General features: G+C 51.4%; 24 protein-coding genes. 9 read left to right on the top strand and 15 right to left on the bottom strand.

The window, feature by feature from the left end:
- Positions 1–18: 18 nt before the first annotated feature.
- A complete protein-coding gene (locus ABWW03_RS17360) occupies positions 19–558 on the top strand; it encodes a histidine phosphatase family protein (RefSeq protein WP_353410460.1) in 540 nt (179 codons plus the stop codon).
- Positions 559–651: 93 nt separating this feature from the next.
- On the opposite strand, the gene rpoS is transcribed toward ABWW03_RS17360, so the two are convergent.
- The 12 genes from rpoS to tilS form a co-directional block, all read right to left on the bottom strand.
- Positions 652–1,605, bottom strand: coding sequence for an RNA polymerase sigma factor RpoS (gene rpoS, locus ABWW03_RS17355; RefSeq protein ID WP_353410458.1), 954 nt, complete (start codon positions 1,603–1,605; stop codon positions 652–654).
- A 148-nt stretch (positions 1,606–1,753) separates the two neighbouring features.
- Positions 1,754–2,590 carry a peptidoglycan DD-metalloendopeptidase family protein gene (locus tag ABWW03_RS17350; RefSeq protein WP_353410456.1) on the bottom strand — a complete coding sequence of 279 codons (837 nt, stop codon included), beginning with the start codon at positions 2,588–2,590 and terminating at the stop codon, positions 1,754–1,756.
- Between the two features lie 198 nt (positions 2,591–2,788).
- Positions 2,789–3,742, bottom strand: a complete 954-nt coding sequence (locus tag ABWW03_RS17345; RefSeq protein WP_353410454.1) for a DUF368 domain-containing protein — start codon at positions 3,740–3,742, stop codon at positions 2,789–2,791.
- A complete protein-coding gene (locus ABWW03_RS17340; protein ID WP_353410529.1) occupies positions 3,735–4,379 on the bottom strand; it encodes a protein-L-isoaspartate(D-aspartate) O-methyltransferase in 645 nt (214 codons plus the stop codon). Before ABWW03_RS17340 ends, ABWW03_RS17345 begins: the two co-directional genes overlap by 8 nt.
- 128 nt (positions 4,380–4,507) lie before the next feature.
- Complete coding sequence (gene truD / locus ABWW03_RS17335) at positions 4,508–5,479, bottom strand: tRNA pseudouridine(13) synthase TruD (protein ID WP_353410452.1); 972 nt, start codon at positions 5,477–5,479, stop codon at positions 4,508–4,510.
- Between the two features lie 47 nt (positions 5,480–5,526).
- Complete coding sequence (gene ispF / locus ABWW03_RS17330; protein ID WP_353410527.1) at positions 5,527–6,012, bottom strand: 2-C-methyl-D-erythritol 2,4-cyclodiphosphate synthase; 486 nt, start codon at positions 6,010–6,012, stop codon at positions 5,527–5,529.
- Positions 6,013–6,062: 50 nt separating this feature from the next.
- Positions 6,063–6,767, bottom strand: coding sequence for a 2-C-methyl-D-erythritol 4-phosphate cytidylyltransferase (gene ispD, locus ABWW03_RS17325; protein ID WP_353410450.1), 705 nt, complete (start codon positions 6,765–6,767; stop codon positions 6,063–6,065).
- Positions 6,764–7,054, bottom strand: coding sequence for a cell division protein FtsB (ftsB, locus tag ABWW03_RS17320; RefSeq protein WP_353410448.1), 291 nt, complete (start codon positions 7,052–7,054; stop codon positions 6,764–6,766). Before ftsB ends, ispD begins: the two co-directional genes overlap by 4 nt.
- A gap of 156 nt (positions 7,055–7,210) precedes the next feature.
- Positions 7,211–8,500, bottom strand: a complete 1,290-nt coding sequence (eno, locus tag ABWW03_RS17315) for a phosphopyruvate hydratase (protein WP_353410446.1) — start codon at positions 8,498–8,500, stop codon at positions 7,211–7,213.
- 63 nt (positions 8,501–8,563) lie between these two features.
- A complete protein-coding gene (kdsA, locus tag ABWW03_RS17310) occupies positions 8,564–9,421 on the bottom strand; it encodes a 3-deoxy-8-phosphooctulonate synthase (RefSeq protein WP_353410444.1) in 858 nt (285 codons plus the stop codon).
- A gap of 8 nt (positions 9,422–9,429) precedes the next feature.
- Positions 9,430–11,061 carry a CTP synthase gene (locus tag ABWW03_RS17305; protein WP_353410442.1) on the bottom strand — a complete coding sequence of 544 codons (1,632 nt, stop codon included), beginning with the start codon at positions 11,059–11,061 and terminating at the stop codon, positions 9,430–9,432.
- Positions 11,062–11,245: 184 nt separating this feature from the next.
- The gene (gene tilS, locus ABWW03_RS17300) at positions 11,246–12,664 is read right to left on the bottom strand and encodes a tRNA lysidine(34) synthetase TilS (protein WP_353410440.1); all 1,419 of its coding nucleotides are present in this window, start codon (positions 12,662–12,664) and stop codon (positions 11,246–11,248) included.
- Positions 12,665–12,896: 232 nt separating this feature from the next.
- Between tilS and ABWW03_RS17295 the strand changes: the two genes are divergently transcribed.
- On the top strand, positions 12,897–14,897 hold the full coding sequence (locus ABWW03_RS17295) for a S9 family peptidase (protein ID WP_353410438.1): 2,001 nt from the start codon (positions 12,897–12,899) through the stop codon (positions 14,895–14,897).
- A complete protein-coding gene (gene greB / locus ABWW03_RS17290) occupies positions 14,897–15,394 on the top strand; it encodes a transcription elongation factor GreB (protein WP_353410436.1) in 498 nt (165 codons plus the stop codon). Before ABWW03_RS17295 ends, greB begins: the two co-directional genes overlap by 1 nt.
- Before the next feature lie 82 nt (positions 15,395–15,476).
- Here the strand turns inward: greB and ABWW03_RS17285 are convergent, their stop codons facing one another.
- Both ABWW03_RS17285 and ABWW03_RS17280 read right to left on the bottom strand, forming a co-directional pair.
- Positions 15,477–15,806, bottom strand: coding sequence for a hypothetical protein (locus ABWW03_RS17285; protein WP_353410434.1), 330 nt, complete (start codon positions 15,804–15,806; stop codon positions 15,477–15,479).
- A gap of 192 nt (positions 15,807–15,998) precedes the next feature.
- Positions 15,999–17,042 (bottom strand): HDOD domain-containing protein, encoded by a 1,044-nt coding sequence (locus tag ABWW03_RS17280; RefSeq protein ID WP_353410431.1) that lies wholly within the window; start codon positions 17,040–17,042, stop codon positions 15,999–16,001.
- A gap of 282 nt (positions 17,043–17,324) precedes the next feature.
- On the opposite strand from ABWW03_RS17280, the gene ABWW03_RS17275 reads away from it, so the two are divergent.
- On the top strand, positions 17,325–17,780 hold the full coding sequence (locus ABWW03_RS17275; RefSeq protein WP_353410429.1) for a MaoC/PaaZ C-terminal domain-containing protein: 456 nt from the start codon (positions 17,325–17,327) through the stop codon (positions 17,778–17,780).
- Positions 17,773–18,270: a MaoC/PaaZ C-terminal domain-containing protein gene (locus tag ABWW03_RS17270; RefSeq protein ID WP_353410427.1), complete on the top strand. Its 498-nt coding sequence runs from the start codon at positions 17,773–17,775 to the stop codon at positions 18,268–18,270. The genes ABWW03_RS17275 and ABWW03_RS17270 overlap by 8 nt, the downstream gene beginning before the upstream one ends.
- A 189-nt stretch (positions 18,271–18,459) precedes the next feature.
- Here the strand turns inward: ABWW03_RS17270 and ABWW03_RS17265 are convergent, their stop codons facing one another.
- A complete protein-coding gene (locus tag ABWW03_RS17265) occupies positions 18,460–19,221 on the bottom strand; it encodes an SDR family NAD(P)-dependent oxidoreductase (protein ID WP_353410425.1) in 762 nt (253 codons plus the stop codon).
- Positions 19,222–19,474: 253 nt separating this feature from the next.
- Here ABWW03_RS17265 and ABWW03_RS17260 point away from each other — a divergent pair, with 253 nt between their 5' ends.
- From ABWW03_RS17260 to ABWW03_RS17245, 4 genes are all read left to right on the top strand, one after another.
- A complete protein-coding gene (locus ABWW03_RS17260; RefSeq protein WP_353410423.1) occupies positions 19,475–20,305 on the top strand; it encodes an enoyl-CoA hydratase family protein in 831 nt (276 codons plus the stop codon).
- A gap of 11 nt (positions 20,306–20,316) precedes the next feature.
- Positions 20,317–21,480 carry an acyl-CoA dehydrogenase family protein gene (locus ABWW03_RS17255; RefSeq protein WP_353410421.1) on the top strand — a complete coding sequence of 388 codons (1,164 nt, stop codon included), beginning with the start codon at positions 20,317–20,319 and terminating at the stop codon, positions 21,478–21,480.
- A 31-nt stretch (positions 21,481–21,511) separates the two neighbouring features.
- Complete coding sequence (locus tag ABWW03_RS17250; protein WP_353410419.1) at positions 21,512–21,904, top strand: RidA family protein; 393 nt, start codon at positions 21,512–21,514, stop codon at positions 21,902–21,904.
- 191 nt (positions 21,905–22,095) lie between these two features.
- Positions 22,096–22,830 carry a tetratricopeptide repeat protein gene (locus ABWW03_RS17245; RefSeq protein ID WP_353410417.1) on the top strand — a complete coding sequence of 245 codons (735 nt, stop codon included), beginning with the start codon at positions 22,096–22,098 and terminating at the stop codon, positions 22,828–22,830.
- Positions 22,831–22,866 lie beyond the last annotated feature (36 nt).

The following is a 22,866-nucleotide window of genomic DNA, read 5'->3' as shown; positions in this document are numbered from 1 at the left end:
TATGCCTGTTGAAAGCCTATGAGCAAGATCATATTAGTGCGCCACGGCCAAGCAGCTGCCAGCTGGGGCGAAGAAACCGATCCAGGGCTCAGTGAGACCGGTCGACTACAAGCCGCCAGCATTCAGGAGGCCTTAACTCCTTTTGTGGGTGCGGCGATTCTGAGTAGCCCCAAGGCTCGCGCGCAGGAAACAGCCTGTATTGCCCTGCCCGGTATCCAGCCGAGTATCGATACTCGTTTCACTGAAATTCCTTCCGGCGATCGAAGCCTGGCCGATAGAGGCCTGTGGCTACGCCAGGTATTCAGACAACATTGGTCCGAACAGGAACGTCAGGTTAAGGGCTGGCGAGAAGGCATTCTCAACGCGCTGTACGAGCAACCAGACAGCATAATTTTTTGCCATTTTGTGGTGATCAATGCCGTCGTCTCTGTCGCGCGTAACGACGACCGAGTCATGCAGTGCCGGCCAGATTATTGCTCGATGTGGGAATTTGAAGTAACCGATCAATCCATCCGTCTGCTCAAGGGCGGCAAAGAGGATGAAAGCCTGGTCTTGTAAAGTGGGGTATCCATGTCATCACCCAATGGTCACCCATAAAAAAAGCCGCTTCAAAAGCGGCTTTTCAAACCTAGGAGTCGTCAAGCAGCGAGGTTAGCCCAGAGAGCCAAACAACGCTTCAGAGTTCAAACCTTGCTGCTCCAAAATACCGCGTAAGCGCTTCAGTGCTTCAACCTGAATTTGACGGACACGTTCACGGGTCAATCCAATCTCGCGCCCAACTTCTTCCAGTGTGCTGGTTTCATGGCCACGCAGTCCGAAACGACGTGCAACCACTTCACGTTGCTTTTCAGTCAATTCGTCCAACCAGGAATCCAGATTCTGATGCAGGTCGCTGTTTTGCAATAATGTCGATGGATCCGATACGTGTTGGTCGGGAATCGTTTCCGACAAGGTCTTTTCTGAACTTGGCCCCACTGGGTTATCAATGGAGGTGACGCGCTCATTCAAACCCAGCATTTTTTCAACATCGGCTACCGGCTTATCCAGCAGCTTAGCGATTTCTTCCGGGCTTGGCTCGTGATCCAACTTCTGAGTTAATTCACGGGCCGCACGTAGGTATACATTCAATTCTTTGACCACATGAATCGGCAAACGAATGGTTCGCGTCTGATTCATAATGGCACGTTCAATAGTCTGGCGTATCCACCAGGTGGCGTAGGTGGAGAAGCGGAATCCACGTTCCGGGTCAAATTTTTCGACCGCTCGAATCAGCCCCAAATTGCCCTCTTCGATTAAATCCAACAGTGCCAGGCCACGACTTACATAACGACGAGCGATCTTCACTACCAAGCGTAAATTACTCTCAATCATACGCTTACGCGCTGCCTCATCGCCCTTTAGAGCCAAACGTGAGAAGTATACTTCTTCTTCTGCACTAAGCAGGGGGGAGAAACCAATCTCATTGAGATACAACTGGGTAGCGTCAAACGACTTACTGTCGCGCTCATCTGGTGGAAGGGTGGTTAATGCCTCTCCACCATCAGCTTTTACAATAGGATCCGACTCTGCTTTACCAACATGTGTTTCTTGATTCTGGACTGCCATGTCGATACCTGTACCTTATTTCAAATTAGTGTTTGTGGAATCTGGCTTCCACACCTAAGACTCGCATGCACCCACCCTTCCTGGGTCGCTAGCAATGCCTGTGGTGTCTCAATCGGCAACGCTGGTCTTAACTCTCCACATCAACCCATTAACGTTTGGGTAAGTAACTTAAGGGGTTGACCGATTTGCCGTTTTTTCGAATCTCGAAGTGCAACTTCATTCGATTAGCACCACTTGATCCTATGTCGGCAATTCTCTGCCCGCCTTTAACGATATCGCCTTCCTTTACACGCAACTTATTATTATGGGCGTAGGCACTAAGGTATTGTTCATTGTGTTTGATGATCAATAACAAGCCATAACCCCGCAATCCATTGCCGGCGTATACAACGCGTCCAGAAGCGGCAGAGACAACAGGCTCTCCCAAATTACCGGCAATATCAATACCCTTGTTCAGCCCGTTCGGCCCGCTAAAGCGCGCGAGTAAGCGCCCCTTAGCGGGCCAACGCCAGGAAATTCCAGCTTGGCTCTGAGTTTGGCTTTTCTTAGGAGACCCGGGCCGTGTGTTTGTTTTTGAACGCGGCTTGCTTGTGGCGCCTGAAGCCACTTTGGGAGCCGATTTAGTTTTCGTCTTCGGTTTTTTAGGTTTACTGCTGCTGGATTTAGGAACTGCTTTGGGGGCGCTTTTGCTGGTTTTCGCAAGCTGACGAGGCGTTTTGCGACTGGAATTGCTGGTCCAAAGGGACAGCTTTTGACCGGGGAAAATGGTGTAAGGGCTTGATAAACCGTTACGTTGAGCTAAAGTTTTGACATCCACCCCATAGCGCCACGCGATCGCGTAGAGGGTTTCGCCTTGGCTGACGACATGGTGTCCAATCTTTTGGCTCGGAGGTTGTTTTCTTTCTTGAACAGGGGCAATATGCCCGCCTGTTGAGCAGGCAAGCAAAAGCAGAGTGATCAATATATTGAACAGCCCTAACTTCATGGCTCTCCCCCGTTTCATACTAAAGTTGTGATTTAAGTCACTACTACAGTCAGAACTCTAGCAAATTATTATGATTTTCTGTGATTAAACAGAACAATCAATAACAAAACAATCTAAAAACACCCTAGCAAAAGTCGTTAATTTCAGGAACTAAAGTCGTTTTTCCGAGATACATCGTTTTAGTGATCGTTTTCTCGATCAGAAATTTTGCTCTTTATTTCCCCATTTCTCCAAAAGTATCACTAAGAGCAAGCCTATGGCGCAAAAACAACCCGCCAATAGGGAATGTGATGGCATGCCTGTCAGCAACTCAAATTGACCAGGCAACACATTCTCCTGAAGCAGTGGCACCTCAATCCCTTTGCTATTGATTCGAGCGCTGATGACCTGCTTCCAGGGCCAGATTAAATTTAATGATCCGAACAGAAAACCGGTCAAGCTGGCCATGGTCAGTGCACGAAAGCGGTGCAATAAAAACGACAACACGTGGGAAAAAGCGACAAGTCCTATCGCTGCACCAGCGGCGACATAGAGTAGATTGAGAATCTCAAGGTTCTTAATGGAATCAATAACTGGCTGGTACAAACCCAACATCAACAAAATAAAACCACCGGAGATGCCCGGTAAAATCATTGCGCAAATGGCCAGGGCGCCGCCTCCGAACAAGACCAGCGGCGACACTTCCAACTCACTAAACCCCAATTTGGATACCGCATAGGCCGCAAACGCACCTAAAACCAATGCCCCCATGGTCGCTAAACTGTGTTCCGATATCTGTCGCCAGAGCAGGACCGCCGATGCCAGGATCAAACCGAAGAAGAAAGACCAGATAAAGATAGGATAGTGAGCCAGGGCTGCACTGATCAGTTTGGCCAGTGAGAATACGCTGAGCAAGATTCCGCCAAATACCGCCGCCAGAAAAGGGCCATTCACTTCTCGCCAGACAGCTAAGGGGCCTTCTTTAAACAGGGTCAGTACCAGGCCGGGCTTGATGGAGCGAAGGGAATCAATTAACTCAGTGTAGATGCCACTGATAAACGCTACCGTACCGCCAGATACCCCCGGTACCACATCTGCCGCGCCCATTGCCATGCCTTTGGCAACCAGACCGACGTATTGTTTAGTATTGCGTCGATGGCCGAACTCAGGCATCGATCGTTCCAGACTTCAGGGGCACGAATTTAACCGGCTCAAGTATCTGGGTAATAAAGTTATCACTGTCGCCATCGCGCATGACTAGATGCAACTCCTGTTGCTCCCCCCCGATCGGAATCACCAGCACCCCATTGGGCGCCAACTGAGCCAGAAGTTCTTTGGGCATAATCTGAGGTGCAGCGGCACTGAGTATGGCATTAAACGGACCCACTTCAGGCCAACCAAAGCCGCCATCCGTGTGCTTGAAACGTACATTGCGCAATCCCAGATCACGCAATCGTTGCTTGGCTTTGTCCTGCAGGGGCTTAATGCGTTCTACGCTGTAAACCTGTTTCACGAGTTGCGCTAGAACGCTGGTTTGAAAACCGGAGCCGGTGCCAACTTCAAGCACTTTATCCAAACTGCCAGCGGCGCCGAGCAGTATTTCAGTCATGCGGGCAACGATATAAGGCTGGGACAGGGTTTGCCCAAATCCGATGGGCAAGGCCGTGTCTTCGTAAGCTCGGTGTGAGAGCGCTTCATCCAGAAAGATATGGCGCGGGGTATTGCGCATTACATCCAACACTTCCCAATTGGAGACGCCCTGGTCCATCAGTCTTTGCACCAAACGCTCTCGGGTACGCTGGGAGGTCATCCCCAAGCCTTGCAGTAAATTCTGGTTCACACACTGTCCTTAATTAACACTCTTACCACGCCCTCGCTGTTCTCTCACAACTCTCACCAACAGCTGGCGGCTAAACCCCGCAATATACCATAGTTGCCCTACTCTTCGACTATTTCGGGCTGCTCCAAATGACATAATTCGCGCAATAATGACGTCGCATAAGCACCGGGCGGCAGCCTGAACTGCAACTCCAGATCTCCATCCTGCCACTGCCATTTCAAATCGATGGCTCGCAGAGCCAAAGCTCGCCGGTCCTGGCGCAGGCCCAGGTGCTCCAGGCGTTCACACCAGTTCCCCATAGAGGCGAGCACCCGTTCTTCCAATGCCAGCACCTCAGCCGTGGATTCCAGGCGTCCGCGCCCCCACATCGGCCCAGAGGCCTTACCGTCAAGTAAGCATTCGCCTGCCAAGATGCTCTGCCAGCTGCCGTTCTGAACACGTTCGCTCAAAACGCGATTGAAGAGGTAGGAACGTGCCGCCGACACGATGAATTTCTTTTGTTGACGATTGCGAATGCTGACGCCTTCATCAAACCACTGGGCAGCACGTTGGAGGTTTCCGCCATCGGCGCCAAAGCGCTGCTCACCAAAATAATTGGGCACACCTTGAGCAAGCAAAGACAAACGAGCTTCCAGTGCCTCCAACTCGGCATCGGGTTGACGCAAGCGGATTACAAAACGGTTATCAGCATGATCGCCCCGGCGTAATTTGCTGCGACCACGGGTGACCGTCAGCACCTCGGTGCCCTGGATGTCGAGATTTCGCCAATCCGGTTCAATGCCTTTAGGCATGTACAGACTAAACCACTGCTCTGTCACCGCACGGCGATCTTTCAGCCCGGCGTAGCCCACATCCATATTCTGGATACCCGCGGCTTTGGCGAGCTGTTTGGCAATCCAGGCCGTGTTGTTATTGGTTTTGCGAACATACAGATAGACATGCTCCCCCTCACCTTCTGGCTCTCGAGGCAGCCGCTCATAGACTTGAAAGTCTTCAAATTCACAGCGAAAGCCGGCGCTCCCCAAAGGCTCACCATAGGCATACGAAAAATTTACATTCAGTTCGGTCACGTTGTTCGATCCAGTAGGACTCTGTTTCCAAAGGCTGGGGTTGGCGGTTACGCCTTTTCAATCAGGACGACGGCATAAGCGGCGATACCTTCCTTGCGTCCAGCAAAGCCCAACTTTTCAGTAGTGGTTGCTTTCACATTGATGGCCCCAGGGTCGCAGGCACAATCCGCACTAATGCGTTCGCGCATGGCAGAAATATGGGGAGCCATTTTGGGCGCTTCAGCCACAATAGTCATGTCGGCATTGACCAGCTGATACTGTAACTCGGACAATTTCTGGACCACTAATCTCAGCAACTCTCGACTATCAATGCCTTTGTACTGCGTATCGGTATCCGGAAAGTGCTTGCCAATATCCCCGAGCCCTGCCGCGCCTAAAAGCGCATCACAGAGGGCATGCAATAAAACGTCACCATCAGAATGTGCTTTCAGACCACGCTCATGATCAATGCTGACCCCGCCAATCATGATATGCGTTTTGAACGGCTCGTTCGCTTCAAAGGCGTGGACATCATACCCCTGTCCAACTCGTATTGCTGTCGCCACACTGGCTCCTTTCTTATTTTCCAGAAGAGGCCTCTGATTTAAAGAGGCGGTCGCTGGCGCCCCAGAATAAATTCTGCCAAAGGCAAATCTTCAGCACGTGTAATCTTGATATTGTCACTCGGGCCATTAATCACTTTAGCGGAGTACCCCGCCCATTCTATGGCACTGGCTTCATCGGTAATGTTCGCGCCGGCCTCTAATGCACCTTGTAAACTGTCTCGCAATCGCCCGAAGCGAAACATCTGTGGTGTCTGAGCCTGCCATAACTGACGGCGATCAACCGTCTCACGAATCTCATTGCCCTGCACCACTTTTTTAATCGTGTCATTCACTGGATTGGCCAGGATACCCCCGGTCACGTCTTCGCTCAGCTGGCGAATCATCTGATCCAGGCTTTGCGCTCGCAAACACGGGCGAGCGGCATCGTGCACCAGCACCCAGTCCTGCTCAGCCGCCACATGTCCAATGGCATTCAAGGCATTCAAAACCGAATCGGCTCGCTCTCGACCGCCCGGTAAGGATTTGATTTTGGGGTGATGGCTGATCGTCAATTCAGACCAGTAGGCATCGTGTTCAGCCAAGGGCACATACACCGCTTCAATCATTTCATGGGAAAGCAGATGCGCCAGGGAATGCTCAATAACGGTTTTAGACTGCAAAGACAGGTACTGCTTGGGACGATCGCTGGCCATGCGCGAACCTATCCCGGCGGCGGGCACCACCGCCCAATATCGGGTGCTCATGAATCCTTGGGCTCCACAACCATATAGAAGGTTTCGCCTTCCTTGATCATGCCCATATCGCGGCGGGCTTTTTCTTCGATCGCTTCATTGCCTTTACGCAGCGCTTCCACTTCGACTTCCAGCAATTTATTGCGTTGCTTGAGGCGTTCATTGGTCTGCTCCTGCTGCTCAAGTTCACGCTCCAGTCGAGCGATATGCGCCAGGCTTCCCTCGCCCACCCACAAGCGGTACTGCAGCCCCAAAAAGAGCAGCAATAGCAGTAGGCTTATCCATTTAACGGCATTCACAATTGAGGTACCTGATGGTGTTCAAGGGTTTCCAGGGAACAGTTAATTGGCATTAAGGGTAAACAGTTTTGCACAAACTGTGAATAGCCATAAAACACAATCGGCCAGCCCGCGTATGCGAGCTGGCCGATGGAGAGCGAAAATAGAACTTTACGCTTAGGCTTTGAATTCTGCGCGGCCGCGATACGGCGCCTGCTCAGCCAATTCAGCCTCGATGCGCAATAAGCGGTTGTACTTCGACACGCGATCAGAACGACACAGAGAACCGGTTTTGATCTGGCCAGCAGCCGTGGCAACCGCCAGGTCTGCAATCGTGGTGTCTTCGGTTTCACCGGAACGGTGGGAAATCACTGCAGTGTAACCTGCATCTTTCGCCATTTTGATGGCGTCCAGCGTTTCACTCAGAGAGCCGATCTGATTGAATTTGATCAGAATGGAGTTTGCGATGGACTTGTCGATGCCTTCTTTCAGAATCTTGGTGTTGGTCACGAACAAGTCATCACCCACCAGCTGAACACGCTCGCCCAGTTTTTCGGTTTGGTATTTCCAACCGTCCCAGTCAGATTCATCCTGACCGTCTTCGATGGAAATGATCGGGTAGTCATCACACAGGCCCGCCAGATAGTCACTGAAACCAGCCGCATCGTAGACTTTACCTTCACCGGAAAGATCGTATTTACCATCTTTGTAAAATTCAGAAGCCGCGCAATCGAGAGCCAGAGTCACGTCTTCACCCAGCTTATAACCAGCGGCTTCGGTCGCTTCTTTAATTACCGCCAGAGCATCGGCATTCGAGGCCAGGTTCGGCGCGAAACCACCTTCATCACCTACGGCAGTATTCAGGCCTTTTGCGCTCAATACTTTTTTCAGTTGGTGGAAAATTTCAGCACCCACCTGCAACGCTTCGGTGAAGGTTTTGGCCGCAACAGGCTGCACCATAAATTCCTGAATATCCACATTGTTATCGGCGTGCTCACCACCGTTGATAATGTTCATCATTGGCACAGGCATGCTGTATTGACCCGGCGTACCATTAACGTCGGCAATGTGCTGATACAGTGGAATATTTTTATCCGCAGCTGCCGCTTTCGCCGCTGCCAGAGAAACAGCCAGAATGGCGTTTGCGCCAAAATTGGCTTTGTTGTCGGTGCCATCGGCGTTAATCATCGCCTCATCCAGACCACGCTGATCAGCAACGTCCATACCAAGCAGCAAATCTTTAATCGGGCCGTTCACATTGGCAACCGCTTTCAAAACACCTTTACCCAGGTAACGACCTTTGTCGCCATCACGAAGTTCCAGAGCTTCACGGGTTCCGGTTGAGGCACCAGAAGGTGCACAGGCGCTACCCACAACGCCACTCTCCAGAACAACATCGGCATTCACCGTTGGGTTGCCTCGGCTATCCAGTACTTCAAAGGCTTTAATATCAACAATCTTAGTCATAGCTAAAGATGCTCCTGCTATAGGTGTGTATCAGTTTTAAACGAATAAGTATTTGTGCTTGCTCTACTGGATATCCAGCGTCGGCAAAGATTTCACCAAGTCATCAACGGCTTTCATCTGGGCCAGGAATGGCTCCAGCTTGTCCAGCGGCAAGGCGGACGGGCCATCACATTTGGCTTGATCGGGATTCGGATGCGCTTCAAGGAACAGGCCACCCAGTTCCAATGACATGCCAGCACGGCCAAGTTGAGCAACTTGAGCACGACGACCGCCAGAAGCGGCGCCCATTGGGTCACGACACTGCAACGCATGTGTCACATCAAAAATGATGGGGGCACCATTGCTCACTTCTTTCATGGTTTCAAAACCCAACATGTCGACAACCAGATTATCGTAACCGTGACAGGCGCCACGCTCACATAACATAACCTGCTCGTTGCCACACTCACGGAATTTTTCCACGATATTTTTCATCTGTGGCGGGCTCAGGAATTGTGGTTTTTTCACATTAATTACAGCGCCGGTTTTGGCCATGGCCTCGACCAGATCAGTCTGGCGAGCCAAAAACGCAGGCAGCTGAATCACATCACAAACTTCAGCTACAGGGACAGCCTGGTGCACTTCGTGTACATCGGTAATCACCGGTACATTAAAAGTCTGTTTGATGTCGGCAAAAATCTTCAAGCCTTCTTCCAGGCCCGGGCCACGGAAAGAATGAATAGAAGAGCGATTGGCCTTATCAAAGGACGCTTTGAAAACGTAGGGAACGCCCAGCTTTTGACATACCGTCACATAGTGCTCAGCGATACTCATAGCGAGATCGCGGGACTCAAGAACGTTCATTCCGCCAAATAACACGAAGGGCAAATCGTTGGCCACTTTAATGCCGTGGCCTGGCAACTCAATCACTTGCTGCTGCATAGCTAACCTTATTTATTGCCTGCCGCTTTATTGGCCGCCTGAATATAACTGGTGAACAAGGGGTGGCCATCGCGAGGTGTCGAGGTGAATTCAGGGTGGAACTGACACGCCACAAACCAGGGATGATCTTCGATCTCAACCACTTCGACTAATTCATCATCCGCAGACCAACCACCAATTTTCAGGCCGGCGTTCTGCAAGCGCTCTACGTAATTATTGTTTACTTCAAAGCGGTGACGATGACGCTCTACAACCAACTCGCTGCCGTAAATCTCAGCCACTTTTGACGATTTTTCCAGGCGGCATTCCTGACCACCCAGACGCATGGTACCGCCCAAATCGGAATTTTCATCACGACGCTCGACAGAACCTTCTTCGTTAATCCATTCGGTAATCAGACCCACCACAGGATCTGGAGTGCTGGGATCAAACTCGGTGCTGTTGGCTTTTTTCAGGCCCAGAACATTACGAGCAAACTCAATCACCACCGATTGCATACCCAGGCAAATCCCCAGATAAGGAATGTTGTTTTCACGTGCATGGCGTACCGCCATCAATTTGCCTTCCAGGCCGCGCTCGCCAAAGCCGCCGGGCACCAGAATCGCATCGGCACCATCCAGCAGGCCCAAGCCTTGCTCTTCAACGTCTTCGGCGTTGATGTAATTCACATGCACTTTGGTGCGAGTGTGGATACCAGCGTGTTCGAGAGACTCATTCAACGACTTATAGGCATCCAGCAGATCCATATATTTGCCCACCATCGCAACGGTAACACGGCGCTCGGGGTTCAACTTGCCATCGACCACTTTATCCCACTCGGATAAATCGGCTTCTGGCTGATCCGCCAAACCAAATTTTTCCAGAATAATATTGTCCAGCCCCTGGGATTTTAATAAGCCTGGGATGCTGTAGATTGTATCGGCGTCGGGCAGAGGTACAACCGCGCGTTCTTCCACATTCGTGAACAACGCAATCTTGCGGCAGGAATCCTGATCAATCATCTGTTCGGAACGGCACAGCAATACATCAGGCTGCAAGCCAATGGTGCGTAGTTCTTTTACCGAGTGCTGGGTAGGCTTGGTTTTGGTTTCGCCAGCCGTCGCAATATAAGGCACCAATGTCAGGTGTACGAGCTGCGCACGATTACTGCCCAACTCAACCTTCAACTGGCGTACCGCTTCCAGAAATGGCTGGGATTCGATGTCACCCACGGTACCACCAATTTCCACCAAAGCGACATCGACGTCTTTACCGCCTTCCATCACCCGACGCTTGATTTCATCGGTGATATGGGGAATAACCTGAACCGTCCCGCCTTGATAGTCGCCGCGACGTTCTTTTTTCAGAACCGTCTCGTACACGCGGCCAGTGGTGAAATTATTACGCTTGCTCATACGCCCGCGAATAAAACGCTCATAGTGGCCCAGGTCGAGATCCGTCTCGGCACCGTCTTCCGTCACGTAAACCTCACCGTGCTGGAAGGGGCTCATTGTGCCCGGGTCTACGTTGATGTAAGGATCCAACTTGAGAATGGTCACGCTCAGGCCACGAGCTTCGAGAATGGCAGCCAGAGACGCCGAGGCAATGCCCTTACCTAATGAAGAGACAACCCCGCCAGTAACAAATATAAAACGCGTCATGCAAAAGCCCTGATGTTTGCAGTCAGTATTGAAGTAGTGGATGGAGAATCGCTTTTAAAACGGCAATAGACATGAGTCCCCGGTGATTTGGCCAGGGTCAATACATGTTTATTTCGGGTTTCAAGAACGCTCTCAAGATGGGACGCCAGATTACCAGAAAAGACCGGTAGACTCAATTGATGACTTAGGGGGATTTAGGGGCATTATTGCGTCCGTGATGGCGCCAGCTCAGCTGGCAATAACGTGCCCCTGGCACCCCGCGACAATGGTCAATGCCTGCCTTCTCGATCCACAAATCACCGACCGCCAGAAGCTGGCCATCGTAGGCGATAAACGGTATATGCTTGCGCAACCAGGGCTCCAGACCCTGCTCCTGCAGGAGTTTCTTGGTGCTCTGGGAGTGCTGACGCCAGGTGGGTTGAGCTCGCTTAAAGGCCTCACGCCCTCTCAGCTCCAGTTCCGGTGCCAACCAAACACCCGGCTCGGTCTGGTCCACCTCATGGGCGAGCAATTCCCAACCATTCCCCTGCCTCAGCGCTTGACCCGATTGCCAGACCTCGGGCCACCCTTCGGACAAAGCCTGTTGTGGCCAGCAGAATAGGCGGCCCTTATGGGCAGCAAAGCTGCAGGCACCGGTATGCACCATCGCCTCACTGTCCTCACGAACCGCCCCCAGAATCTGAGTCCTCAACTCCGCAAGCTGGGCCCGACTGGGCATGGCCAGCCCAAGGCGGGATAAGGCTGAGCGGATCAATCCTATCTGAGAATGTTCCGGGAAGGTCCGCAATGTTGACAGACACAAGCTGCTGCCCAAACGCTCCGAGCGCCAGTCACAGCGATCCAACTCCTGTGCTTGATACGTTGCAAGTTGCTCCTCATTTTGCCGACAGAGATCCGCCGTCGCCGCCCAACGTTCGGCAAAGCCCGGCCAACGTGTTTCCAAAAGCGGCAAGATGTCCTGGCGCAGATAATTGCGTTCGATCCGAATATCTTGATTGCTGGGATCGTCCACCCAGCTTAGGGACACCTCCTCGGCACAGCGTTGCAGCTGTTCGCGCTTGAGATCCAACATTGGTCGAACAAGCTGCCCCTTTGCCAGCGCACGGCAGGCAGGCATACCCGAAAGCCCTTTTGGCCCAGCCCCACGCATTAACCTGAGCAATAAGGTTTCCGCCTGATCGTTTTGGTGATGCGCCTGGAGCAACACATCCCCCTCACCCATCAATCGTTCAAACGCTAGGTAACGACCTTTTCTCGCCGCCGCTTCCAGCCCCCCGGCGTCATTGGGAAGGGCTTTGTCCACAGTCAGTGTGGCACTGTGAAATTCCACGCCCAACGACTCGGCCTGCTCTTTACAGTGCGCCTGCCATTCATCAGCCTGCACCGACAAACCATGATTGACGTGCACGGCCTTAAGCCGTCTGTTACCCAACGCTCCAGCGCTCCAGAGATACGCCATAGCATGCAACAAGACAGTGGAATCCAAACCACCAGAATACGCCACAATCAGTGAGCCATGATTACCCCACCCATCCGGCAGTAAGGCCCGAATGCGGAGCAGGCAATGATCGGCAATAGATTGTAGTTCAGAGCTCTTTGGCATATACAATTGCTGTTAAAAGTGTATTTAAAATCGAGGCACCCTCTACAGGGAACCTCGTGCAGGCATTAAACCCTAAAGCCCTATGACAAGGCAAAAGCGAACAGTGATAAAGCCTGAATGACGAGGTACAATTTTATCCATTCCGTGCTTGATCAGATCCATTATTTGGCACTCTGCGATTTAGAAATGCGCAAACCAACAACGCCCATATTGAGAATACAATAGAAACCTTATGACAAGTTCAAACCATAAAACCGCCGCCCCCTCTGGCAGCTGGGCCTCCCCAATTTCTGCATCACTGCTCGTGGCTGACAGCGTTCGCCTCAGCGAGCCCCGTATTTATCAGGACTATAATTATTGGCTTGAAGGCCGCCCCCAGGAGAAAGGACGTTCTGTGCTGGTTCGTGCTCCCCAGAACAATCCCGCGCAACGTGAAGATTTGAGTCCTCAGCCCTACAGTGTTCGCTCGAGCTGCCACGAATACGGAGGCGCCAGCTATTGCCTCACTGAAGATGCTGCCTTTTTTGTCAACGCGAAAGATCAGGACATTTATCGTTTAAACTTGGGCGATAAAACTATCACGAGAATAACGGAGCTTGAACACGTTCGCTTTGCCGACCTGATTTGGGACGCAAGCCGACAGCGCCTGATAGCCGTTGCTGAAGATCACGCCGCTTGTGCCGAAGGAAATGAACCCACTAATATGATTGTGGGCATCCGTTTTCATCAAGCCTCAAAAGCTACGCTTGAGACGCTCTTCAGTGGTGCGGATTTTTATTCAAATCCATGCCTGAGTCCCGACGGGAAACGTCTGAGCTACCTTTGCTGGCACCATCCCAATATGCCTTGGGACGCGACAGAATGTTATGTCGTGCAGCTCGATGCCCAAGGAAATGCCGGCAATCAACAGAGAATGTCGGCGCTCGCATCTTCAGATTTACACGCTCGACAGGAATCCATTTTCCAACCCAGCTTCGGGCCTGATGGCAATCTGTATTTCGTTTCCGATTGCAACGATTGGTGGAACCTTTATCGCTATTGCTTCGAGCAACAGAGCCTGGAAGCCCTGCAACCAATGAATGCTGAATTTGCTACTCCTCAATGGGTATTCGGCATGAGCTGTTATGGCTTTTTAGACAACGAGACCCTGGCCTGTTGCTACACACAGAATGGCCGTTGGCAATTCGCCGAGCTGGACATCGAGCAAAAAACACTGCGCCCCATCGAAAGCCCATACGATGACATTTCCATGATCCAATGCGCGGAAGGACGTGCATTGTTTTTTGCAGCCAACAGCCAATCGGCCAGCCAACTTTGCCAATGGCACAAGCAAAACATCACTTCGGTTTGCAGCAGCAGTAGCATCGAACTGAATCCAGACTACATCTCAACACCACAGCCCTTGAGCTTCGCCGCAGGTGGTGAAACCGCTCACGGTTTTTATTACGCCCCCTGCAACCCGCAATATCAAGCAATGCCTGGTGAGAAAGCACCGCTAATCGTGTTGTGTCATGGCGGCCCAACCGGCGCCACTGAAACCGCACTGAGTGTAAAAATTCAGTTTTGGACCAGCCGCGGCTTTGCCGTGTTTGATATCAACTATCGTGGCAGCACGGGTTACGGGCGACCGTATCGTGACAGCCTCAAAGGACAGTGGGGCATTAAGGATGTAGAAGACGTTTGCGCCGGCGCACAATATCTGGTCGACAAAGGTCTGGCCGATCCCCAACGTCTCTGCATCAAAGGTGGCAGCGCAGGCGGTTACACAGTGCTCGCGGCCCTGACCTTTTCCAATACCTTTGCTGCTGGTGCCAGCCACTATGGCATTGGCGACCTGGAAACTCTCGCGCGAGACACCCACAAATTCGAGGCGCGCTATCTCGATTCCATTGTTGGCCCATACCCTGATGCTCAAGAGATATACCAGCAGCGCTCACCAATTCATCATGTCGAAAAGTTGAATTGCCCGGCCATTTTTTTCCAAGGACTGGAAGACAAAGTCGTCCCGCCCAATCAAGCAGAAGCGATGCTCAAAGCACTGGACAATAAAAAAGTGCCCGTCGCCTATGTGCCATTTGAGGGCGAAGGTCATGGTTTTCGAGGTGCCGAGGCAATTGTGGCATCGCTCGAAGGCGAGTTGTATTTCTACAGCCGTCTGTTCGACTTTGACGCCCATGAACTCCAACCAGCATCCATCAACGCAGTGAACATTTTAAATCTGGAGGCCTGTTGATGGGTCGTTGGCGTCCCCCTAGTCGCAAAGGCTCTCCGTATATTACTCGCGAAGGTGCCGATGCCTTGCAAGCCGAACTCAGTCATCTGTGGAAAGTCGAACGCCCGGAGGTCACCAATGTGGTTCATGAAGCCGCGAAGAATGGTGATCGTTCAGAGAACGGTGATTACATCTACGGCAAACGTCGTCTTCGTGAAATTGATCGACGCGTCCGATTCCTAAGTAAACGTCTCGACGAACTGACCATTGTTGACCGAGCCCCCGCCGAGCGGGACAAGGTGTTTTTCGGGGCTTGGGTCACCTTAGAAGATGAAGAAGGCGAAGAGCAACGATTTCGCATCGTTGGCCCCGACGAATTCAATGTCGCCGAAAGCAAGCTGAGTATGGACTCACCACTTGCCAAAGCAATGCTGGGCAAGACATTAGATGATGAAGTGATTCTGCGAAAGCCCGAAGGCGAAGAAGTTTTTTATATTGTTGCAATCGATTACGAATAATAACCAGACTGAGTCATCGTTAAGACGCTCCAGGTTTCTGGGTACACTGGAGCGCCTTAAAAGCTAAGACAATCGATTCACTTTATTGGCTGCTTTGTGATTTGGAAGTTTTGCTTTTGGATTTTTTCTTAGCCTTAGCTTTGGTTTTAGCTTTTGCTTTGGATGCACTGGATTTCGCTTTTTTCTCTGCAGATTTACTTTTTGCAGAAAGTGAATTCTTGGCTTTCCCAGCGCTGACTCGACAGTATCCTTTTACTTTTTTTCCGTCCTTTCGCTGATATCCGTCCACCCAGCTACAGCTGCCGCTTTTGCCGCAGGCCGATTGGCTCTGGCCTTTACAATCCTTGCTGTAACCCAAAGAGCTGAGCGACAGCGCCAGCACCGCCAATAGTGTTGTCATCAATGTTTTCATATTTTCTTTCCTATGAGTATCGTTTCCTGGTGGCCGCTACCCTTTTAGAATGGAGGATACCGGTGAGCAAAGCTCATCTTATATAGCACTTGAAGCGATGCTAGAGCCATTAGTCTTAACTGCCACTGAATCATACCTATGGCGGTATAAACGACGAGAAAATCGAATGTGTTATAAGACAGGAAAATGAAATCAGAATGCGCTCTCGGACAACTGGCCCAACAGCCCCGAAGGTAGACTGTCGCTTTCACACAACTGATCCCAGAGAGTATCGGCCAGTAAACCCTGCTGTTCTAAAGCGTACAATCGACTGATGTAAACCGCTTCTTGCAGGAGTGCAACGTAGGCACACGGCTCGATCATCTCGCCCTTACTTGAAACTTTCACTGAATCACTGAAGTCCATTAAGCGTTGTCCCAACGCCGAGGGCATTGGCCAGTCTGAAACAATTTCAGCGCTCAACTCATTGCCAAAAATCAGGCAAGCTCGAGCAATCAAAATATTGTTTGGAGTGCGTTTTTGTTCGCGCCAGTATTTTACAAACTCATTGTAGAGCGTTGTGTAGCCGAGGCCCTGGCAGAGCCCAAGCAAATAGGCCACAAAGGTATCCAAACCACGAACCTGCGCCAGCGCTTCGGCTGCCAGTGCAGTACGCAGACTATACTGCCAAATATCACCGCCAGTATTTTCCCGGTGAGCATCCGCGCGTTTAGCGATCGGTTTAACCAATGCGGCGCACACAACTCGACGCAGGCCTTCGATACCCAGGCTGACCACCGCTTGCTCAATCGTCAGCGCCTCTCCCCCACCGGGCCGATAAAAACTGCTATTGGCGATCTGCAGAACCGAGGCCAGCAAAGCCGCATCCTGCTTGATTAACTCAATGCAATCGCGAGCCGTCGCTTCTGAATCACGCAGGGTGCGCATCAATTTGGGCAAGACAGCAGGCAAACGAGGTACGGCTGCTTGACGATATTGCTCATCCAGCAGCTTTTGCTTTAACGGGCCAGGTATCGCAGGAGACACATCACTCGATGAGTCGATTTTCAGCCAAGCGCACAAAAACTGCCGCTCAGCTTCAGCATGGGTAAAGCCAGGCAGGCCATTGTCTTCACACCGAAGGGGTAAACATGTCGTTAAGGACGGGCCATTTTCTTCAGGCATCGTAAGACGGTCGACGGGTGCGGCGTCTTCTCTCTCATGAAATAATGTACTCAGCTTTGCCCAAAGTCCCATCACATCTCCATTATGCCGACGTCAGATCTGCTGACATCCAGGTGTCCCTCAGCCACCCATCTCATCCGTTAAGTGTGTATTTTGCTGAGAAAATCCCTTTTCAGGTTCAATTGACCAATTGTCGGCCGCCCCGATATAGTAAGCGCCAAACAATCATATATGCAGAACATGTGCACTTCAGGCTAGTCCATAATTGAGTAATTCGCAAAGCGTCCCCCTTAAACCATGGGACTCACAGCCAATCCACACCTGAACACAGTCTGCCAACACCGAGAGCAAAGCATGCAATATTGGCAAGATATTCCCATTGGCCAACGCTACCGAGCCGGACCAATCACCCTCCTCAAAAAGGACATTCTGGAGTTCGCAGCAGAATTTGATCCACAACCTTTCCACCTCAGCAGCGAAGCCGCCGACGAATCCATCTTCGGTGGCTTATGCGCAAGTGGCTGGCAAGTTTGCGCACTGATGATGCGTTTATTAGCGGATACCTTGAACCAGGAAAAAATCATGGCTTTAGGGTCGCCAGGGGTCGAACAATTACGTTGGTTGAAGCCGGTTTTTGCCGACGATCAACTCTACGCTGATATTACGGTCGACAGTAAAATCAAACATCAGGAATACGGCGACCTCCTATGTAACATCAGTGTTTACAATCAGGATGAAAAGTGTGTGATGAATTTAAGCAGCCCGATCATGGTTGCTTATCAGGATCAGGACGAGGTGCACAATGACTGAACAAATGGTCTTTCGCAGCCGCTGGTTTGAAGATATCCCCGTCGGTGAATTTCACGTTTTTGGCAGCCACACCTTTGGCGAAAAAGAAATTATCGATTTCGGAAAACGCTACGCCCCTCAACCCTACCACACAGACCCGGAAGCGGCTTTGGATACACGTTATCGTGGCCTTGTCGCTTCGGGTTGGCACATCAGCGCTATTTGGATGAAGCTGATGGTAAATTACATGGAACGTTATGCAACGGCTGTGCGAGATGGTCGTCGTAACGGCGCTGGCGTCGGCTTCCAGAATATGAAGTGGTTAAAGCCGGTACGACCTGGACACACTCTCACATACACCTATGAAATCACCGATAAGCTGGACAAAATTGTACGCGGTCAGTGGGGCATTATTCGCAGCCGCAATGAGGCCTACAACCAATATGGGGAGTTGGTGTTTACCTTTGAAATTGATATTTTGGCGGAGTTAAATCCAGAGAATCGCGATTGAGCGCTTAGTGTCAAACCCATCTTCATGCCGAGAGGAGCCCACGGGGAATGATACCTACCCTTTGTAGCTCTTCTCGGGCATCTCCGCCCCCAAAGCCTTTCTCAGCATAAAGCGCCAGGGCAGATATTAATGCAAACAAACCGTTAACTAACACGGGAAATTAAAAGGGCTTATATTCCCGCTCGGGCACTACATCACCTCGCCACCGGCGACCGCAATCGCTTGCCCGGTGATCGATCCACTGCCATCCTGGCATAACCACAATACGGTATCCGCCACTTCCTCGGGTTGAATCAAACGGCCTTGAGGGTTGCTCTTAGCCAGCTCCGCTCGGGCTTCTGCTTCACTGCGACCGGTTTTATCCATAATGGTCTGGATGGAATCGCGCACCAATTCCGTTTCCGTGTAACCCGGACACACCGCATTTACGGTAATGCCATGCTGCGCCGTTTCCAGGGCCAACGCTCGTGTTAAACCCAAAACCCCGTGTTTAGCCGCAACATAGGCCGAAACGTACCCGTAGCCTTTTAACGCGGCGGTACTGGCGATATTAATAATGCGACCCGATTTGGCTGGACGCATGTCCGCTATCGCTTCTTGACAACAGTAAAAAACGCTGTCGAGGTTCACCCCCATCATTTGACGCCAGGTTTCATTATCCATTTTGTGAAACGGCGCGGTGGCGGCCTGTCCCGCGTTATTGACCAGTATATCGATCGGACCAAAGCCTTCGCGGGCTTTGGCAAAACCTTGGGCAACAGCCTCTGGGTCCATCACATCCACCGCCACGCATTGAACTTTGCTCAAACCCTCGGCTTTCTTTTCCAGCCCCGCGAGACTGCGTCCCATAATCGTCAACCTGGCCCCTTGGGCAGCCAAAGCATCAACAATAGCGGCACCAATCCCCTTGGATGCACCTGTCACTACAATATGTTTATTGTCCAAACTCATTTCCGTTTCTACTGTGTTGGCGCCGCGAATCTGCCTACATAGGCAACGGCAGAGGTAAACAAACCACTGTTTAGGAGCATATGAGCCCAATTTGACCCATTTATTGACATATTCAACCAATCTTGCCCCAAGCTCTTGATTAAAACCATACAAACTATTACTTTACTTGTAAATATCTTTCATATTAATTTATTTTGCCGGTAGCTATACCGCAAAAGAATAAACAACAAGCGAGTAGAACAAGGGGCCCATCATGATTCGAGACGCCAACCGCTTTGATCCCAGCCAATATCAGCCCGAGCATTTCCTTTGGAGCTACAGCGAAGGCGTGGCCACCATTACCCTGAATATTCCGGACCGCAAGAACCCACTAACTTTCCAATCCTATGCCGAGTTACGTGATCTGTTTCGTGATCTGGTGTACGTCGATGACGTGAAAGCCGTTGTCATGACCGGCGCCGGTGAGAATTTCTGTTCCGGTGGGGATGTGCACGACATCATTGGGCCTCTGACCCAAATGGATATGCGCGGCCTACTGGACTTTACTCGCATGACCGGTGACCTCGTAAAAGCCATGCGCGCTTGCCCGCAGCCCATCATTTCTGCCATTGACGGCATTTGTGTAGGCGCTGGCGCAATCATTGCCATGTCTTCAGATTTTCGTTACGGCACCGAACGCACGAAAACCGGATTTCTATTTACCCGCGTCGGCCTGGCCGGTTGTGATATGGGTGCCTGTGCCATTCTGCCACGCATCATTGGTCAGGGGCGTGCCGCCGATTTGCTGTATACCGGCCGTATGATGAGCGCCGAAGAAGGCGAACGTTGGGGGTTCTTTAATCGCCTGGTGGCACCTGAAGAGGTACTGCAAACCGCCGAAGATATGGCCCACACGCTTTTGCAGGGCCCCACTTTCGCCCACGGCATTACCAAAACCATGTTGCATCAGGAATGGAACATGAGCATCGATCAAGCCATTGAGGCCGAAGCACAAGCCCAGGCGATTTGCATGCAAACCGAAGACTTTACCCGCGCCTACAACGCCTTCGTCGCAAAAGAAAAACCCGTATTCGAAGGTAACTGAGGAGAGGCATTATGAGTGATAAATCCTATTTGAGTTGGCCTTTTCTGGAGCCTAAACATCGCGAACTGGCCGAGACTCTCGACGCCTGGGCCGCTGAGAATATCGACAGTAACCCGCATCCGGGGCCCGATGTAGACGATGAGTGTAAAGCACTGGTTCAAAAACTCGCTGAAGGAGGCTGGCTGAACTATGCCGTCGCCCTGCGCAGCGAAGGCCAAAAGCTTGATGTACGCTCCCTGTGTTTGATTCGAGAAACTCTCGGTCGTTATTCCGGCCTCGCCGACTTCGCCTTCGCCATGCAAGGCCTGGGCAGTGGTTCTATCAGCTTGTTTGGCAGTGACGCGCTGCAACAGGAATACCTGAGCGCTGTTCGTGAGGGTCGTAAGATTGCCGCCTTCGCTTTAACCGAACCCGATGCCGGTTCCGACGTTGCTGCGATGAGCACCGGCGCGGAGGATGCGGGTGATCACTACATTGTAAACGGCGAGAAAACGTTCATTTCTAATGGCGGCATCGCGGACTATTACGTGTTGTTTGCACGTACCGGAGACGCAGGCGCCAAAGGCATCAGTGCCATGATTCTGGACGCGGACACCGAAGGTCTGGAAATTGCTGAACGCATTCAAGTCTGCGCCCCCCATCCCTTGGCGCGCCTGACAATGACGAACTGCAAAATCCCCAAGAGCAAGCTCCTGGGCAATGAAGGCGAAGGTTTCAAGATTTCCATGGCGACACTGGATGTCTTCCGCTCCACCGTCGGCGCCGCCTCGCTCGGCTTCGCTCGCCGCGCATTGGATGAAGCCATTGATCGCACCACCAGCCGGGAATTGTTTGGTGCCCCTATGGCCGATTTGCAGTTGGTACAAACTCAATTGGCGGAGATGGCGTTGGATATTGATGCCTCGGCGCTGCTGATTTACCGCGCAGCCTGGACCAAAGATTGCGTCGCTGAACGCGTTACCCGTGAGGCGGCCATGGCCAAACTTTATGCCACGGAAGCTTCCCAAAAAGCCATCGACACCGCCGTGCAACTGTTTGGTGGTCTGGGCGTGACGGTAGGCATGCCCGTCGAAGAGTTGTACCGCGAAGTACGCGCCTTGCGCATTTACGAAGGTGCATCCGAAGTGCAAAAACTCATCATTGCCAAACAAACACTCATGAACGAAGGCCATTAAGGCTCGCACTATTTTATAAGCAGGTATCAGTATGGAATTTTTACAGCCAGAAAATTGGGTTAAACCGAAAGGTTATGCCAACGGCGTTGCGGCCCAGGGTCGTATGGTGTTCACGGGTGGTTTAATCGGCTGGGATGAAAACGAGCAGTTTCCCAGCGGCGATTTCGCCGAACAGGTGCACCAAACGTTCAAAAACATTGTGGCAGTACTTGCCGAAGCCGGTGCCAAACCCAGCGACATTACCCGTTTAACTTGGTACATCACCGACAAGAAAGCCTACCTGGCGTCGCTGAAGGACATCGGAGCCGCGTATCGCGAATGCTTTGGTCGCCATTTTCCAGCCATGGCCGTGGTTCAAGTGGTTGCATTGATGGAAGACGAAGCGATGGTCGAAATCGAAGCCACCGCGGTTATCGAAGAGTAAGCACTTGCCCTGCAGCTTGAATGGAACTCAGGCTGCTTTTTATTTCCGGATCCAGTTCCCATTTTTTTCATCCCCTGTCTTCACAACGGTAAATCCCTACATTTTGAGGTGAATATCCTACCGACGTTCGATAGAATTCCTGCGCCTACTGATTTTTAATGGCGTTTTGCAAACGAAGGAGTGTTTCAAGCATGGTGTTTCTCATTTTATCGGTCCTTATTCAATTTGCGTTTGTTGTGCATATTGTTAAAACCGGACGCAGTACAACCTGGATATGGATCGTCTTGGTGTTACCCGTGGCGGGCATGCTCGCCTACTTAGTTCTTGAAGTGCTCCCTGATCTGGGGAATACCCGCCAGGGTCGCAAAGCCAGCCGTAAGGTCAAAGAAGCGCTCAATCCCAACAAGAGCATTAATGAGGCCTCCGCACGTTATCAACAATCGGATACCGTCGAGAACGCCATGAATCTGGCCAATGCCTGTCTGGAGAAAGGACTCCATGATGAAGCCAGGCAGTTGTTTGAAAAATGTCTGAATGGCCCTCTGTCCGACGACCCCAATATAATGTTCGGTTTGGCCACCGCTGAATTCGGCCTCGGTAATGCCGAACGATCCAAACAGATTCTCGATGAACTGATTGAAAAGAATCCGGAATTCAAACATCAGGACGCCCACCTGCTGTATGCTCGATCGCTGGATAAACTGGATAAAATCGCCGATGCCCAGCACGAATACGAAACGCTCTACAATTATTACAGCGGCCCCGACGCAGCCTATTATTTCGCGAAATTTTTATCCGCCAATCATTCCTACGAAAGAGCCCAGGAGATTTTTGCTGAAATTGTCAACTCTGCACAGACACAGAGTCGACACTATCGAGATTTGCACCAAAAGATCATTAACAAGGCCAAAGCTGAATTGACATAAACCGGCATAAACCATCAGCTGAAAAAATATCGCTGA

The organism is Pseudoteredinibacter isoporae (assembly GCF_040372805.1).
Classification (GTDB): Bacteria; Pseudomonadota; Gammaproteobacteria; order Pseudomonadales; family Cellvibrionaceae; genus Pseudoteredinibacter; species Pseudoteredinibacter isoporae_A.
This window is presented reverse-complemented; position numbering and strand designations above follow the sequence as displayed.